This window comes from Duganella sp. P38, assembly GCF_050859475.1.
In the GTDB taxonomy this organism is placed as follows: Bacteria; Pseudomonadota; Gammaproteobacteria; order Burkholderiales; family Burkholderiaceae_D; genus Rugamonas.
Genome location: NZ_CP193936.1, coordinates 3390192 through 3406154 on the forward strand (window position 1 = coordinate 3390192; position 15963 = coordinate 3406154).

Sequence of the window (15963 nt, forward strand, 5' to 3'; positions counted from 1 at the left end):
ATGCGCGACATACTTGTTACCCTCATCGTGTTTGCCAGCTTGCCGCTGATAATCAAGAATCCTGTCAACGGTGTGTTGATGTGGATCTGGATCAGCGTCATGAACCCGCACACCCAAGGCTGGGGCTTCGCCCCCACCTTCCCGTTCGCGCAGATCATTGCCGTCATGACGCTGTTCAGCCTGGCAACGTCACGCGCGCCCAAGACCTTGCCGGCCGGCGGCATCACCTTCGCGCTGCTGGCCATGGTGCTGTGGATGAATGTCACCACGCTGTTTGCCATCTTCCCTGCGGCGTCGCAGGTGCAACTGGCCAAGGTGATGAAGATTATGCTGATGAGTCTGGTCACCATGGTGGTGATCCGCAGCCGTCAGGATGTGCACCGCATGATCTGGGTGCTGGTGATTTCGCTGGGTTTCTACGGCATCAAGGGCGGCATTTTCACGGTGCGCGAAGGCGGCAACTTTCGCGTCTGGGGGCCGATCGGCACTTTCATCGGAGGCAACAACGAAATCGCGCTGGCACTGATCATCGCCATCCCTCTGATGCGTTATCTTCAGCTGAGCACCGGGCGGCGCTGGGTCAGGCATGGCCTGACGATCACCATGCTGCTCTCGTGCATGGCCGCGCTGGGCTCTTACTCGCGCGGTGCGCTGCTGGCGATTGCCGCAATGCTGGGGCTGATGTGGCTGAAAAGCCGTAGGAAAATGCTGGGAGCCGCGATCATCGCCCTGCTAGCCCCGCTGGTGCTGCAATTCATGCCGGAACGCTGGATGGAGCGCATGGACAGCATCGCGGAGTATGAGGCGGACACCTCCGCCATGGGACGCATCAACGCCTGGCACATGGCGTACAACCTGGCCAAGGACCGCTTCTTCGGTGGCGGATTCGAGATTTCCGAGCCGTTCGTGTTCCACCTGTACGCGCCGAATCCGGGTGCTGTGCATGCGGCGCACAGCATCTATTTTCAGGCACTGGGCGAACACGGCTTTGTCGGCCTGGCGCTGTATCTGCTGCTCGGTACGCTAACCTGGCGCTCGGCCTCCTGGATCGTCCGCAACAGCGGTGACGATCCGGAACTGCAATGGTCGAGCAACCTGGCCAAGATGATACAAGCCAGCCTGATCGGCTTTGCCGTGGGCGGCGCCTTCCTCAGCCTGCTGTATTTTGACGTGCCCTATTATCTGATGGCCGCAGTGGTCGCCACGCGCGCGCTGACCGAGCAGCGGCTGGCCAGCCGCCTGATCAAGGCGCGATGACGCTGCTGGAAACGGTAGCGCTAACGCATGCCGGCCGGCTGGCTCGCCGAACTTTCCGCCAGGTCTGTTCGCGCGGTGGCGACTGACGATTCAGCATGGTTCTGCAGCCACTGTTCCAGCATCATCAGCACCCACACCATGGTGCCATGATAGGCGGGATGCTCATGCACGCGGATTTGCGTCAGCTGATCGATGAAATCGGGCCGGACGATCTGGCGCGCCTTCAAGTCGCTCAGGCTGTCGTAGGCCAGCGCGCGCAAGCGTGCGTCTTTCAGCAGCCATTGCCCGAACGGCATGCCGAAGCCGTGTTTCTTCTTGTGCAGTATCGCGCGCGGCAAATGGTCGCGCAGCGCCTGCTTGAAGAAATATCGCAAGCGCGTGCCGTACAGCTTGTCGCGGGGCGGCAGGCGCGCCGAAAACGCCAGCAATTCGTCGCTGAGCAAGGGAAACGCCGCCTCCACTCCGGCCAGCTGGCATGCGATGCCGACCTTGCGCAAATCGTTATCGGCCAACGTGTAACGCGAGTCCAGCGCTTGCATGCGGTTGATCTGGCTCAGGCCGTGCGATTCCCAATAGGCGGCATTCAGCTGGCCAAGCGGCGCGCCGGCATCGACGCCCGCGAGGAAATCCGGGGTCAGCATCCGCGCCGCGCCGTAGCGCGCCAACAGGTTATAGCTTTCCAGCCGTGCCGGCATCGGCACCAGCGCCTGCTCGACATAGCGCCGCGCCTTGCGCAGCAGTGCGACATCGAGCCGGCCGGCAAGGCCAAACAACAGCGGTTCCAGCACCAGTTGGCGGACAGTGGACGGCAGTTGCTCGTAGCGCGAAAACACGGCTTGAAGCGCGTAGCGCTCGTTTCCGCCGAACAGCTCGTCACCGCCATCGCCGACGATCAGGCGGGTGACGCCGTCCGCGCGCGCCATTTGCGCGCAGAAGTACGCCGGCACGATGGACGAGTTGCCGAAAGGCTGGTCGCAGACAGCGGCGATGCGCGGGATGGCATCCGCCACATCGCTGGCGGTCAGATAATATTCGTGATGATCGGTCTGGAAATGCCGCGCGGCGATGCGGGCGTAGGCCATTTCGTCATAGCCGTCGACATCGAAGCCGATGGAATAGGTGCGCGCCGGCCGTTCCAGCAGGCCCGCCAGCGTCGAGCTGTCGGTGCCGCCGCTGAGAAAGGCGCCGACGCGGCCATCGCCGTCCGCAGCCTGCCGCACCGCATCTGTCAGCGCGGCGCGAAACTGCTGCTTCATCACCGGAAACGGCACCGCGCGCTCCTCGCGGAAACGCATACGCGAATAGACGCCGCGCTCGCTCCTGCCGCGCCGGTACAGCAGGTACTCGCCCGGCAGCAGTCGGTGCTGATGCCGGTAGATGCTGCGCGGCGCCGGTATCATATGAAAATACAGATAGTCGAACAGCGCTCGCGGATCAAGCGCGTGGGCGGGCCAGGCGACGGCGGACGAGGCAAACTTCAGCCCTTGCGGCGTGTTCTGATAATACATCGGGTGCACGCCGCTGCGGTCCACTGCCAGCAGCACGGTCCCGGCAGCACTGTCGATGACGCCAACAGCGAAATGGCCGCCTAGTTCGGCGCAGGCCTGGGCGCCGCGCTCGCGCCAGGCGGCGCAGAAACGCGCCGCCACCTGTTCGCCGCTACTGCCCAGCGTGGCGCGGCCCCAAACTGCGACCAACAGTCCCGGCTGCTGGTGCAGGCTGACGCTGCCGCTTTGCGCGGTGATGGCCAGCCCGCAGGCGCCGTCCACCAGGCTGTAGACCGGGCTGGTGTCGAAACGTGCGAGTGAGGACGCGGCGCCCGCCAGCGCAGACGGCGCGCCACGCAACAGGTCCAGATAGCCGCACATGCCGCTCATACCAATACCTCCAGCGGCGGCGGATGCCCAAGAAATGCCGTCGGGCTGGCGCTCAGTCCGTAAGCGCCAGACTGGAACACCACCACGTAATCGCCAGGCTCGGCACGCGCCAGTTCCATGCTGTCCGCCAGCATGTCCAGCGGCGTGCACAGCGGCCCGACCACCGTGGCCACCTCGCGCGGCGAGGCCAGCATGCGGTTGCCGATCGCCACCGGATAATTCTTGCGTATCACCTGGCCGAAATTGCCGGATGCCGCCAGATGATGATGCAGGCCGCCGTCGGTAATCACAAACACCTGGCCGTGCGACAACTTCCGTTCCAGCACCCGGCAAACGTAGACGCCGCCCTCGGCGACGAGATACCGACCCAGCTCCAGCACCAGCCGCGTTTGCGGCGACGCGGCGGCCAACGTTGCGGCCACTTCGTGCAGCCCCGCCGCCACCGCCGGCAGGTCCAACGCTTTTTCGCCCGGAAAATACGGAACGCCGAAGCCGCCGCCGATATTCAGCATCCGGACCGGCGCCGGCGCATACTCCGACAGCCGCAAGCCCAGTTCAATACACAGGCGCTGCGCCTCGCAGATCGCCTTGGCGGACAGGTTTTGCGCGCCACAGAACAGGTGAAAGCCCTGGAAATCCAGTTCCAGCCTGCCCAGCTTGCGCAACATCGCCGGTACCCGCGCGGCGTCAACGCCGAACTGACGCGCGCCGCCGGCCATCTTCATGCCAGCTTGCTTCAGCTCGAACTCGGGATTGACGCGCACCGCCACCCGCGGCGTGATACCCAGCAGCTCGCCGATGCGGGCGACGCGCTCCATCTCGTCCTCTGATTCCAGATGCAACACCACGCCAGCCGCCACCGCGCTGCGCAACTCGCTATTGCGCTTGCCGGGGCCGGCGAAACTGATGCCGGCCGGCGCCATGCCAGTATCCAGCGCGGTTCTCAGCTCGCCGGCGGAGGCCACATCGAAGCCGTCCACCAGCGGCGCCATCATCTGCACCAGCGCAGGCATCGGATTGGCCTTGATCGCATAATGCAAATGCAAGCCCGGTGGCAAAGTTTCGCGCAGCAGCGCCACCCGAGACTGTATATGATTGCGCTCATACGCGTAAAACGGGGTTTGCCCGACCCGTTCGGCTAGGCGCGTCAACGTGATACCTCCCAGCAGCAGACAATCGTCCTGCACCGGAAACTGGCGCAATTCCGCGTGCGAGGCCGTCATCGCCGCGCCTCCAGTTCCAGCGCCAGCAAGCGCCGGTCAATCTTGCCGTTGGCATTGCGCGGCAGCGGCTGTGCGCGCACCTCCAGCTGGGCCGGCACCATGTACGGCGGCAGCGCCCGCTTTAGCGAGGCCAGCAGTTCAGCGCTATCGAGCTCGTCGCCAACTGCCACCAGCGCGATCGCCTGGCCCAGCGTCGGATGCAGCATGCCGAAAGCGGCCGCCTCGATCACCATGCCGGTGTCGTAGGCCACTTCTTCCACCTCGGTCGGGCTGACGCGGTAACCGGACGTCTTGATCATGTCGTCGCTACGGCCGATGAAGTAGAGAAAACCTTCCCGGTCGGCGCGTACGGTATCGCCAGACCACACCGCCATTTCCGGTAGCGGCAAGCCGCCGCTGCGATCCGGCAGCGGCCGGAAGCGTTCCGCGGAGCGTTGCGGATCGTTCCAGTAACCCATCGCCACCAGCGCGCCGCGATGCACCAGTTCTCCAGGCTCATCGGGCTGGCATGGCGTGCCGTCAGCGCGCAGCACCAAGACTTCGGCGTTGGGAATGGCTTTGCCGATCGAGTCCGGGCGGATGTCCAGCTGCTCCGGCGCGAGATAGGTGGAGCGGAATGCCTCGGTGAGGCCATACATCAGGTAAATTTGCACGTGTGGCAACGCCTTGCGCAGCGCCCGCACCGTATGTTGCGGCATCGCGCCGCCGGAATTGGTGATGTAGCGCAGGCGGCGCGCGTGGCGCCAGTTTAATTCGGCCAGCTGTATCCATAGCGGCGGCACCCCGGCCACGCCGGTAATGCGCTCCCGGTCCACCGCTTCGATCACCTCGCGCAACAGCAGGTGATTGAGCAGGATCGCACAGGCGCCGACCGCAAACGCGGTGGTCAGCTGGCTCAGGCCGTAATCGAAACTGAGCGGCAGCACGCACAGGATACGATCCTCGTGCGTGTTGCTCAGATAACTGGAAACGCTGAGTGCGCCGGCCACGAGGTTGCGGTGCGACAGCACCACGCCCTTGGGCTTGCCTGTGCTGCCGGAGGTGTACAGAATCGCAGCCATGTCGGCGTCGATGCGACGATGCGGCGTTTGATCGTCATGCTCGGCGGCAGCCTGCAGGCTGGCGCGCCAGCCGTGCACCAACACGTCCGGCGCCGCTGCCAGTCCTTCCGTCGGGCCGGTGACAATAACCGTATGCAGGTCCGGGCAGCGCGCTAGCCCGGCAGCCAATTGATGCAGCCGCTCGCGCGACGTTACCAGAATGCGGACATTGCAGTCGGCAAGGATGTAAGCCACCTGCTCCGGACGCAGCGCCGGATTCACCGGCACGAATACGCCACCGGCCGCGGCGGCGCCGAACATCGCCACCACGGCCTCTTCGCGCTTTTCCAGATACACTGCCAAGCGCTCGCCGCGTTGCAATCCGTGCCGCAACCATGCGCTGGCGGCCTGCCGCACCAGCTGCGCCAGCGCGCCGTAATTCAGTCCCAGTCCCTGATAGCCGAGTGCCTGGCGCTCAGGCGCCGTCCGCGCCGACTCAAAAATGAACTCGTGGATAAGCTGCGCCATGGCGATCGACCTTCACGTTGGACGGTCCTCCATCATCGGACAAACTACCGGGCCGGCCTTGACGCGCATCAAACGCGTCGCGCGCTTGTGCTGGCGCAAACCGTGCGCGATGACGGCATAGTCTAATCGGCATCCTGCATGCCTTACGGATCGACTGCCATGAGCGAACGTCTGCGTCTCACCATCGCGCAACTGGGTTGGCTGAACGCCGCCTTGTACTGGCTCGCGCGCGTGCTGGCGCGAACCAGCGGCGGGCGCTGCTCGTTGTACCGCTACATCTTCGTCGCCCAATACGTAAGCGACACGCCCATCACGCCGCTGCGCGGCGCCGACATCCACATCACGTCCCCCGGCGCCGGCGACCTGCTGCCCAAAGACTACCCGCGCCCCGCCGAAGTGGTGCGCGACCGCTACGCACAAGGCTCGCGCACCTTGTCCGCCTGGCGCAACGGCCGGCTGGCCGGCTTCATCTGGCTGATCCAGCATGCGTATCAGGAGGACGAGGTGCGCGTCCGCTACCTGCTGGTCTCTCCGCACGCCAGTTGGGACTACGACGTCTGGGTGCGGCCGGAAGAGCGGCTTGGCTGGGTATTCCGCCGCCTGTGGGAATCGGCTCGCCACCATCTGCGCCAGCGCGACATCCGCTGGACTTGTAGTCGCATCTCCGCCTTCAACGCCGGCTCGCTGCGCGCGCACGCGCAGATCGGCGTGGTGCGATTGGGGCACGCGCTGTTCCTGCGCTGCGGCGGCTGGCAGTGGATGGTCGCCAGCATGCGTCCCTACGTCCATCTATCGCGCAGCAGTAACGTCTTCCCCCAACTGACCTTCGACAGCAGCGCATTACAGGAGCCGCCATGTCACAACTCACGCAAGTCAGCCACATACTGAGAACCACGCTGGGCCTCGGCCCGGTGACGCTGGCGGAAACCACGCTGCTGCTCGGCAGCCTGCCGGAACTCGATTCGATGGCGGTGGCCAACCTGATACTCGCACTGGAACAGCACTACGGCTTCGAGGTGCGCGACGACGAGATCAGCGCGCGCCATTTCGCCACGCTTGGCGCCCTGACGGCATTCGTCGACAGCAAACTGGCGTGATCGTGGAAGCCGCCGGTCTTGCCGCCCTGCCGTTCTTCCTCAGCGCTGACGAGGGCGAACGCTTTTGCCTGTACCACGAACCGGCGGCCGGTGTGCCGTCGCGTGGCGCCATCCTCTACGTCCAGCCTTTCGCCGAGGAGTTGAACAAAAGCCGGCGCATGGCCGTGTTGCAGGCGCGCGCCTACGCGCAGGCGGGATACGGCGTGCTGCAAATCGACTTATACGGTTGCGGCGACAGCAGCGGCGAGTTCGCGCAGGCGCGCTGGGACGTGTGGCTCGACGATCTGGCGCGCGCCTGGCAGTGGCTGGAGCGCCGCAAGCTCGGTCCGCGCTATCTGTGGGGACTGCGATTGGGCGCGCTGTTGGCGCTCGACTTCGCCCGCCAGGCCCATCCCGCCGGCCTCATATTGTGGCAGCCGGCCATCAGCGGCCGTGCGCATCTGCGCCAGTTCGAGCGATTGCAAAGCGCGACGCGCCTGTTCGCCAGCGATCCAGTGGCGGAGCAGGACAGCGAAATCGCCGGCTATCTGATGTCGCCGTCCTTGTCGCAGTCCATCGGCCAGCTCGATGCCGCCGCCATGGCGCCGCGCTGCCCGGTGCAGTGGCTGGAACTCAACAGCGGGCCGCAAGACGCACCCGCCGCCGCATATGCGCGGGCAGCGGGTGCGCCACCGGCATTACAACCGGCATCCTCCCTGCTGGTCCAACGCTGGCGCCATGAGGGTGTTCAGGTACACGCGCACGCCGTCAACGGTGAGCCATTCTGGAGCAACGCCGAAATTGGCGTCTCGGCGGCGCTCCTGGCCGCCACCACCGCAGCGGCCGGCGCGGAGCGACCGTGATGGCAGAACAACGCGTACTCCACTTCACCTGCCACGATTGCTGGCTGTTCGGCATACTGCATGTGCCGGAAGAGCCTTTGCAGCGTGGCGTGCTGATTGTGACCGGCGGCCCGCAATATCGTGTCGGCAGCCACCGTCAGTTCGTCCTGTTGGCGCGCCATCTGGCCGAGCAGCGGATACCGGTGATGCGCTTCGACTATCGCGGCATGGGCGATAGCGAAGGCGAAGCGCGCGATTTCGAAAACATCCAGGACGATCTGGAGGCGGCGATCTGCGAATTCTTCACCGCCATGCCGCAGCTCAAAGAGCTGGTGCTGTGGGGCCTCTGCGACGGCGCCACAGCCGCCGCCTTTCACGCCCATACCGATCCGCGCGTCGCGGGGCTGGTACTGGCCAATCCATGGGTGCGCACGGTGCAAGGACAGGCACGCACCACGCTGCGCCACTACTATCTGCAACGTATCCGCGACCGCGAGTTCTGGCACAAGCTGGCGCGCGGACGTTTCGGCATCAGGCGGGCAGTCGCTTCATTACGTCAGATGGCGACTGCGGCACGCCAGCCGTCGTCGCAGGTCGAGCCGCTGCCGGAGCGCCTGTACCAGGCCTTGCAGCGCTTTCGCGGCCAGGTTCTCATCATCCTCAGCGGGGCAGATCTGGGGGCGCGTGAATTCATGGCCCTGGCACGCCAACAGCCCCATTGGCGCGGCCTGCTGGCATCGCCGCGCATAAGGCAGATCGTCATCATCAATGCCAACCATACCTTTGCCCGCCAGGCCTGGCGCGACGAAGTCGCCGACATGTGCGCGCGCTGGATGCGGACATGGTGAATCGCACAAGGAAATCCATGAAAACCTGCCTGCTCGTCCTGTGTTTAGCCTGCATGGCCGCACATGCCGCCGAGGACTGTCCCGCCTACGTAAAGCATGATCCCGGCGGCGACTATACCAATGCCGATGACCGCCAGGGGCTGGCCGTGGTCGAAAATTTCCATTTCACGCCCAGTGTCGAACGGCTGACGCGCGGCGCGACAGGGTCGCTCGGCGCCGATATCAGCTATACGCTGGAGCACTTCCCCAACCATCATCGCGCACTGGCCGCCATCATGCGCCTGGCGCTGCGCGACAGGAACCGCAAGCCGCACGGCGCGCGTTACACGGTCGAATGCTTCTTCGACCGCGCCTTGCGCTACCGCCCGGAAGACGCGCGCGTGCGTTCGCTGTACGGCAGCTATCTGCTGGCCCTCGGACAGGCCGACGCGGCGCTCGGCCAGCTGGAGGAAGCGGCCAGGCTGGAGCCGGAAAATCCGACCGCGCACTATAACCTCGGCCTGCTATATGTGAAGAAGAAAGAGTACGACAAGGCGCGCGCCGCCGCGCAAAAAGCCTACGCCATGGGCTTCCCACTGGCGGGCCTGAAAAACCAGCTGAACGCCGCCGGCGAATGGCGCGATTAGCTATTTCAAGCCATGGTGGCTCATTAGATCGTACAAGGTCGGCCGGCTGATACCCATCAGCTCCGCAGCCTTGACGATGCTGCCGTCGGAGCGCGCTAGCGCCTGCACCATCACGTGGTACTCGACCGCCTCGCGCACCTGGCGCAGGTTCAGGTTTTCCTGCGCGCCGTCCGGCAGCCCGAGGTCGGCCGGCGTAATCTGCGGCCCATCGGCCATGATGACGGCCCGGCGGATGCAATTCTCCATTTCGCGCACATTGCCCGGCCAGGTGTGGGCCTCGATCGAGGCCAATGCTTCGGCACTGAAGGTCAGCGGCGAGCGCGATTCTCCGGCGCAGAACTTGTTGCGGAAGTGGTGCGCCAGAAGCGCCCTGTCACCGGCGCGCTCGCGCAACGGTGGAATCGTCAGCACAATCTCGCTCAGCCGGTAATACAGGTCCTCGCGGAAGCCGCCCTGCGCCGCCATCATCTTGAGATCGCGGTGGGTGGCGCACACCACCCGCACATCGATGCTGATCTCCGCGCGGCCGCCAACCCGTTCAATCACCCGCTCCTGCAGAAAGCGCAGCAGCTTGGCCTGCAGCGACATGGCCATATCGCCGATCTCGTCGAGGAATAAGGTGCCGCCATGCGCCAGTTCCAGCTTGCCCGGCGTTTGCCGCTGCGCGCCGGTGAATGCGCCCTTTTCGTAGCCAAACAGTTCGCTCTCCAGCAGATGCTCTGGAATCGCCGCGCAGTTGATGGCGACAAAGCGCTTGTCGTGGCGAGGGCTCAGTTGGTGCAGGCCGCGCGCGATCAGCTCCTTGCCGCTGCCGGAGTCCCCTTGCAGCATGACCGTGGCCGACGATGGCGCCACCTTCTCCACGTTGCGGCACAGCTTCAGCATGGCGGGATCGCGGCTGACGATGCCGGCCAGCGGCGAATCAGACTGGATTTGCAGCATGCGGCGGTTTTCCTGCTGCATGGCGTGAAGGTAAAAGGCGCGCGCGATCACCAGCGACAGCGTATCCGCATCCAGCGGTTTCTGGTGAAAATCATACGCTCCCATGGCGATGGCTTTCAGCGCGTTGCCGCGTTCCTGATTGCCGGACAGGATAATCACCTTGGTATCCGGCGCTACCGCCAGTATCTGCGCCAACAGCGCCAGGCCCTCGGCCGCGCCGTCGGCATCGGGCGGCAGGCCAAGATCCATGGTGATTACCGCCGGCTGATGGCGGCGCAGTTGCGCCAGTGCCGTTTCGCGGTCATCGGCCGTCACGACATCGTAGGCGTCCAGGCTCCAGCGCAGCTGTTTTTGCAGCCCCGGATCGTCTTCAACCACCAGTAGCTTGTTCTTGCCCATGCTGGACCTCCTTATGCAGTGGCAGCATCACGCGAAACGTGCTGCCTTGGGATGGGACGCTGGCCACCTGTAACTGGCCGCCGATCTCGCGCAGATATTCGCGGCTCTCAAACACCCCTATGCCCATGCCGGCCGCCTTGGTCGATACAAACGGCTGGAACAATCGCTCGCGGATAAATTGTTCGCTCATGCCGTGGCCGGTATCGGTCAGTTCGATGATGGCCGCGTCTCCGTTTGCCGCCATGCGCACGGAGACGCGGCCTGCACGCGGGGTCGCATCCAAGGCGTTTTGTATCAGGTGGCCGATGACACGCTCCAGCCGCTGGCCGTCCGCCAGCACAGTCAGGCCGGCGGCGCGCAGTTCCAGCGAAGGCCGGGGCTCGCTGGCGGCATAGTTTTGCACGATGCGCATCAGCAGCGCGTCGAGGCGCAGCGGCGCCAGCGCCTCCGGTGCGTCGTTGCGGCGCAGTTTGAGCAGCAGCTGTTTCATCTTCGTCAGGGAATGCGACAGGGTGTCGAGCATGTCTTGCTGAAAGGCGGGATTGGACTGGTGCTTCTCCGCGTTCGCCAGCAGCAGCGACAGCTGCGACATCAGGTTCTTCAAGTCGTGGACAATGAAGGTGGACATCCGGTTAAACGATTCGAACTGGCGCGCCACCGCCAGGCTGTCCGCCGAGGCGCGGTGCGCGAGGTAGCTGGCTGCCTGGCTGCCGGCGATTTTCAGCACGTCGCGCACCTCCCAGTTCAGCTGCAACGGCGTGCGCGGCGGCGCCAGGCAGATAAAGCCGAACAGGCGGCGCTCCAGCATCAGCGGCACGATCAGCCAAAGTTCCTGCGCCCAGGCGGGCACCGGCAGATCATCATAGCGGCTGGCGTCAAGCCGCCATTCGGCCAGATCGATGACCCAGCCGCGGCCGGCCAGCATGTCACATAGCGGACTGTCGGCCCCCTCCTCGGCTTGCGGCAGCGGCCAGTTCCAATGGGTGGCCGGGCGGCAGACATCGTCATCGCTACGCAACCACAATATGCCAGCGGGACTTTCCACCAGCGCCGCCACCGTCTGGATGGCCCGCTCGGACAAGCCGCCTGCATCATCGGCCAGCGCCCGGGTAACGCGCTGCCACTCCTCGCGGTAGTCGTAGCGCCCCTGGTAAAAATGCTTGCTGATGAAAAGCTTGAGCCTTGCGCGCATGGCGCCTGAAAACAGCACGGCAGTCAGCAACAGGCCGGCGCCGCACAGGCAGGCCAGCTGCATCAGCGCGCCCCATGCGCCGCCCACGTAGCGCAGATACCATGCGCTGAGGGCCATCGCCATCAGGTACATGGCGGCGCCCAGCAGCGCGGCCGAGTGAAACATGATCTGGCGCGAGAGATGCAAGCCGGGCGTCCATGCCGGCCCGCGCGCAATGGCAATCGCCAGCAGCGGCGCGCTGAGGGCATTGACGATGCCGCGCGCCGCCCATATCTCCTGGTTCACGCGACGCAGCAGCATGGCGTCGCTGTACAGATAGAAATCGTAGGCAAACAGGGCGCCAATGCCGAGGCAAGCGAACTTGATGCCCCAGCGCGCATTCTGCGCCGCGCCGCGATAGAGATGTTCGACCAGCAGCATGCCCAGCACCGCCGACGCCAGCGGCAGCGCGGCGCGCAGCAGCGGCGACGCCTCGCCGTGCAGCGCCGCCGCCAACGTGGCTAGCGGCAGCAGCATGGCCGCCGCCACCAGCCGCCAGCCGGCGCCGGCCAGCAACAGCAGCAAGGCAATCCAGCAGCCGGTGCGCAAGGCCTCGGGCGCCTCCAATAGCGCGACCGCCAGCCATAGCGGCGCGCGCGACGCCTCGGCCGCCACGCCCGCCTCGGACACCAGCGCGGCCTCGGTGACCGGGCCGGTCGCGCCAGGCGGCCACACGGCTGCGGCGAACAGCGCGCATCCGGCCCATAAGGCGGTGGCCAGTGCTGCGGCGGCCATGGCGCGCGGACCGCCGCCACGCAGCAGCATCGCCGCCAGCAAGCCGAAAGCAACAGCGGCGACGCCGTGGCTGAAGCCCGCAACCGCCGCTGCGCCGGCCCACTGCATCAGCGCCCGCCTTTACCGAACAACACCACCTGCACCGTGTCCACCAGAATCAGCAGATCCAGAAACAGGCTATTGTTCTTCACATAATATAAATCGTATTGCAGCTTTTGCAGCGCATCCTCCACCGAGGCGCCGTAGCTGTAACGCACCTGCGCCAGACCGGTGATGCCCGGCTTGATCCCATGCCGCACGTTGTAATAGGCAATCTGCTCGCAGAGCTGCTCGACGAAATAAGCCCGCTCCGGGCGCGGTCCGACAAAACTCATCTCGCCCTTGAACACATTCAGCATCTGCGGCAGTTCGTCGATGCGCAGCTTGCGTATCCAGTGCCCCACCACGGTCACGCGCGGATCGTTCTGCTGCGCCCACTGCGGCCGGCCGTCGCGCTCCGCGTCCTGGCGCATGCTGCGGAACTTCAGCACCTGGAACAAGCGCTTGTTCCGCCCCACGCGCTCCTGCCGATAGAATACCGGGCCGCCGTCCTCGATCTTGATCGCCAGCGCTGCGGCCACCATCACGGGCATCGCCAGCAGGCCGACTGCGGCGCTGGCCAGCAGGTCGAACAGCCGCTTGACGGCGGCGCGCGCCATGCTCTGATCGAAACCACCGCCAAATATCAGGTAACTCGGTTGCAGCGAGTCGACGCGGATCTGGCAGGCCTCGCGCTCGAAGAAGGTGGCGGCATCGGTCACGACCACGCCGCCAAGCGCGCATTCCAGCAACTGGCGTACCGGAAACGCGCCGTTCCGGCGGTCGCCCACGGTGACGACGATTTCGTCGGCCGCGTAGCGCCGCGCCAGTGCCAGCAGCGGCAGGTCGGCCGGCAGCAGCATGGCAGGCGGCACCGCCCGCATTTCGCCCGGCACCGGCACGAAACCGACCACGCGGAACGGATGAAAACCGGGACTGCTGGCCGCCAGCTCCAGGCATTCGCGCGCGATGGCGCCGTCGCCGACGATAATCAAGCGCTGTTCCAGCATGCGCGATTGCGCCGACGTGAACACCACCAGCCGCGCCAGCAGCACCGCGCCGCCGCCCAGCAGGAACACCATGCTGCCGAGCCGGCCGAGTTGCATCTCAGGCAATACAGCTGCCAGCGCCCGCATCAGCGCGAAGCCCAGCACGAAAGACGGCATGATGCGCAGCAGCGTGCTTTTGATGTCCTCGCGCGACCGGTCGTGCTGGTACATGCCCAGCGTACCCATGCTGAATACCATCACCAGCGCGAACGCCAGCGCCGGCGCATACAGGTGGCCGGGGTCGTGCAGCCACAGCGGTGCACTGGCGACCGCCGCCGCCAGCAGGATCGACAGCTCCAGCAACAGCAGCATGAAGGCTATGCGCGATACATAATGATGAAAGATGCGGATCACGATACGCTCCCAGGACGGAGCTTCCATGATGGGCAACACTGGCGCGCCCGCTTTGAGGCTCAGCAATCGTCGCGCAATCCACCTCGTCAAAAGGGCTTTTTATGACGGAACTATGGCAAATCGTCTATAGTCGTGGTTCATTTACCTTCACGTAACTACGTAATCATGAAATTTGATGTTGCAATTGTCGGCAGCGGACTGGCCGGCCTCTCGGTCGCCCTCCACCTGGCTGAGACGCGAACCGTCGCGATTGTTTCCAAACGTGCGCTGAAGGATGGCGCCAGCAACTGGGCCCAGGGCGGCATCGCCGCCGTGCTCGATTCCGGCGACAGCCACACCCAGCACATTGACGATACGCTGATCGCCGGCGGCGGCCTGTGTGACGAAGGCGCCACGCGCTACATCGTCGAACACGGGCGCGAGGCGATCGAGTGGCTGATCGGCCAGGGCGTGCCGTTCACCCGCGACGATTCGGCGGAACTGGGCTTTCACCTGACCCGCGAAGGCGGCCATAGCCAGCGCCGCATCATCCACGCGGCCGACGCTACCGGCAGCGCGGTGCAAGCCACGCTGGAAGAAAAAGTCCGCGCCCACCCGAACATCACGCTGTTCGAGCACCATTGCGCCATCGACCTGATTACCTCGGACAAAGTCCACCCGCTGAAGAAGAATGCCCAGCCGAAGTGCTACGGCCTGTATGTGCAGGACGAGAAAACCGGCCAGGTGCTGACCTTTGCGGCCGAACACACGGTGATGTGTACCGGCGGCGCCGGCAAAGTGTACCTGTACACCACCAATCCGGACACCGCCAGCGGCGACGGCATCGCCATGGCCTGGCGCGCCGGCTGCCGCGTGTCGAACATGGAGTTCATCCAGTTCCACCCGACCTGCCTGTACCACCCGTACGCCAAGTCCTTCCTGATCACCGAGGCGATCCGCGGCGAAGGCGGCTTGCTCAAGCTGCCGCCGGAAGCCGGCGCCGCCGCCGGCCAGCGCTTCATGCTGGCGCACGACGAGCGCGCCGAGCTGGCGCCGCGCGACGTGGTGGCGCGCGCCATCGACTTCGAGATCAAGAAGCGCGGCCTCGATTACGTCCACCTCGACATCAGCCACAAGCCGGCCGACTTCCTCATCGAGCATTTCCCGACCATCTATGCGCGCTGCATGGAGCTGGGCATCGACATCACCAAGGAGCCGATTCCAGTGGTGCCGGCCGCGCACTACACCTGCGGCGGCGTGGTCACCGACATGCAGGGCCGCACCGACCTGCCCGGCCTGTACGCGGTCGGCGAAACCGCCTGCACCGGTCTGCACGGCGCCAACCGCCTGGCCAGCAATTCGCTGCTCGAATGCGTGGTGATCGGGCGCGCCTGTGCCCTCGACATCACCGCCAAGGAAAAAGGCGAAATCCCCTACCTGCCGGATTGGGATGAAAGCCGCGTCACCGACGCCGACGAGGAAGTGGTCATTGCCCACAACTGGGATGAGCTGCGCCGCTTCATGTGGAATTACGTCGGCATCGTGCGCACCACCAAGCGGCTCGAGCGCGCGCAGCACCGCATTACGCTGCTGAAGGAAGAAATCGACGAATACTACCGCAACTTCCGCGTCACGCACGACCTGCTGGAGCTGCGCAACCTGGTCGATGTGGCCAGCCTGATCGTCAACAGCGCGCTGCTGCGGCGTGAAAGCCGCGGCCTGCACTTCAGCCGCGATTACCCGGAAACGCTGGCCAAGGCGCTGCCGACCATCCTCACGCCGCCGGCGCGAAAATGATGCGCTGAAATGCTGGTCCGCGACGCCGCGCACGCCGGCATTCCGGTCATCGACGCGCCGCGCGCAGCAAGCGCGGCCCCGC

Annotated in this window: 13 protein-coding genes; 7 read left to right on the forward strand and 6 right to left on the reverse strand. The window is 65.2% G+C overall.

Annotated features, from left to right (window positions below):
- Positions 1-1257: a putative O-glycosylation ligase, exosortase A system-associated gene (locus ACRQ5J_RS15750; protein WP_432377858.1), complete on the forward strand. Its 1257-nt coding sequence runs from the start codon at positions 1-3 to the stop codon at positions 1255-1257.
- A 20-nt stretch (positions 1258-1277) separates the two neighbouring features.
- Here the strand turns inward: ACRQ5J_RS15750 and ACRQ5J_RS15755 are convergent, their stop codons facing one another.
- Genes ACRQ5J_RS15755 through ACRQ5J_RS15765 form a run of 3 tightly spaced genes read right to left on the reverse strand, consistent with a single transcriptional unit; the run spans position 1278 to position 5925 of the window.
- The gene (locus tag ACRQ5J_RS15755) at positions 1278-3134 is read right to left on the reverse strand and encodes an asparagine synthetase B family protein (protein ID WP_432377860.1); all 1857 of its coding nucleotides are present in this window, start codon (positions 3132-3134) and stop codon (positions 1278-1280) included.
- Positions 3131-4357: a pyridoxal-dependent decarboxylase, exosortase A system-associated gene (locus ACRQ5J_RS15760; protein WP_432377862.1), complete on the reverse strand. Its 1227-nt coding sequence runs from the start codon at positions 4355-4357 to the stop codon at positions 3131-3133. Before ACRQ5J_RS15760 ends, ACRQ5J_RS15755 begins: the two co-directional genes overlap by 4 nt.
- A complete protein-coding gene (locus tag ACRQ5J_RS15765; protein WP_432377864.1) occupies positions 4354-5925 on the reverse strand; it encodes an acyl-CoA ligase (AMP-forming), exosortase A system-associated in 1572 nt (523 codons plus the stop codon). The genes ACRQ5J_RS15760 and ACRQ5J_RS15765 overlap by 4 nt, the downstream gene beginning before the upstream one ends.
- Positions 5926-6084: 159 nt before the next feature.
- Here ACRQ5J_RS15765 and ACRQ5J_RS15770 point away from each other — a divergent pair, with 159 nt between their 5' ends.
- The 5 genes from ACRQ5J_RS15770 to ACRQ5J_RS15790 are packed head-to-tail and all read left to right on the forward strand — an operon-like array spanning position 6085 to position 9317.
- Positions 6085-6813: a hypothetical protein gene (locus ACRQ5J_RS15770; protein WP_432377866.1), complete on the forward strand. Its 729-nt coding sequence runs from the start codon at positions 6085-6087 to the stop codon at positions 6811-6813.
- The gene (locus tag ACRQ5J_RS15775) at positions 6780-7022 is read left to right on the forward strand and encodes an acyl carrier protein (protein ID WP_432377868.1); all 243 of its coding nucleotides are present in this window, start codon (positions 6780-6782) and stop codon (positions 7020-7022) included. Before ACRQ5J_RS15770 ends, ACRQ5J_RS15775 begins: the two co-directional genes overlap by 34 nt.
- Positions 7019-7864 (forward strand): hydrolase 2, exosortase A system-associated, encoded by an 846-nt coding sequence (locus tag ACRQ5J_RS15780; protein ID WP_432377869.1) that lies wholly within the window; start codon positions 7019-7021, stop codon positions 7862-7864. Before ACRQ5J_RS15775 ends, ACRQ5J_RS15780 begins: the two co-directional genes overlap by 4 nt.
- Positions 7864-8691, forward strand: coding sequence for a hydrolase 1, exosortase A system-associated (locus ACRQ5J_RS15785; protein ID WP_432383665.1), 828 nt, complete (start codon positions 7864-7866; stop codon positions 8689-8691). Before ACRQ5J_RS15780 ends, ACRQ5J_RS15785 begins: the two co-directional genes overlap by 1 nt.
- 17 nt (positions 8692-8708) lie before the next feature.
- Entirely contained in the window at positions 8709-9317 is a 609-nt protein-coding gene (locus ACRQ5J_RS15790; protein WP_432377871.1) for a tetratricopeptide repeat protein, read from the forward strand.
- On the opposite strand, the gene prsR is transcribed toward ACRQ5J_RS15790, so the two are convergent.
- The 3 genes from prsR to ACRQ5J_RS15805 are packed head-to-tail and all read right to left on the reverse strand — an operon-like array spanning position 9318 to position 14105.
- Entirely contained in the window at positions 9318-10658 is a 1341-nt protein-coding gene (gene prsR, locus ACRQ5J_RS15795) for a PEP-CTERM-box response regulator transcription factor (RefSeq protein ID WP_432377873.1), read from the reverse strand. It lies immediately after the preceding gene.
- Positions 10630-12732: an XrtA/PEP-CTERM system histidine kinase PrsK gene (gene prsK / locus ACRQ5J_RS15800; protein ID WP_432377875.1), complete on the reverse strand. Its 2103-nt coding sequence runs from the start codon at positions 12730-12732 to the stop codon at positions 10630-10632. The genes prsR and prsK overlap by 29 nt, the downstream gene beginning before the upstream one ends.
- Positions 12732-14105, reverse strand: coding sequence for a TIGR03013 family XrtA/PEP-CTERM system glycosyltransferase (locus ACRQ5J_RS15805; protein ID WP_432377877.1), 1374 nt, complete (start codon positions 14103-14105; stop codon positions 12732-12734). Before ACRQ5J_RS15805 ends, prsK begins: the two co-directional genes overlap by 1 nt.
- A gap of 165 nt (positions 14106-14270) precedes the next feature.
- On the opposite strand from ACRQ5J_RS15805, the gene nadB reads away from it, so the two are divergent.
- Positions 14271-15881, forward strand: coding sequence for an L-aspartate oxidase (gene nadB / locus ACRQ5J_RS15810; protein WP_432377879.1), 1611 nt, complete (start codon positions 14271-14273; stop codon positions 15879-15881).
- Positions 15882-15963 lie beyond the last annotated feature (82 nt).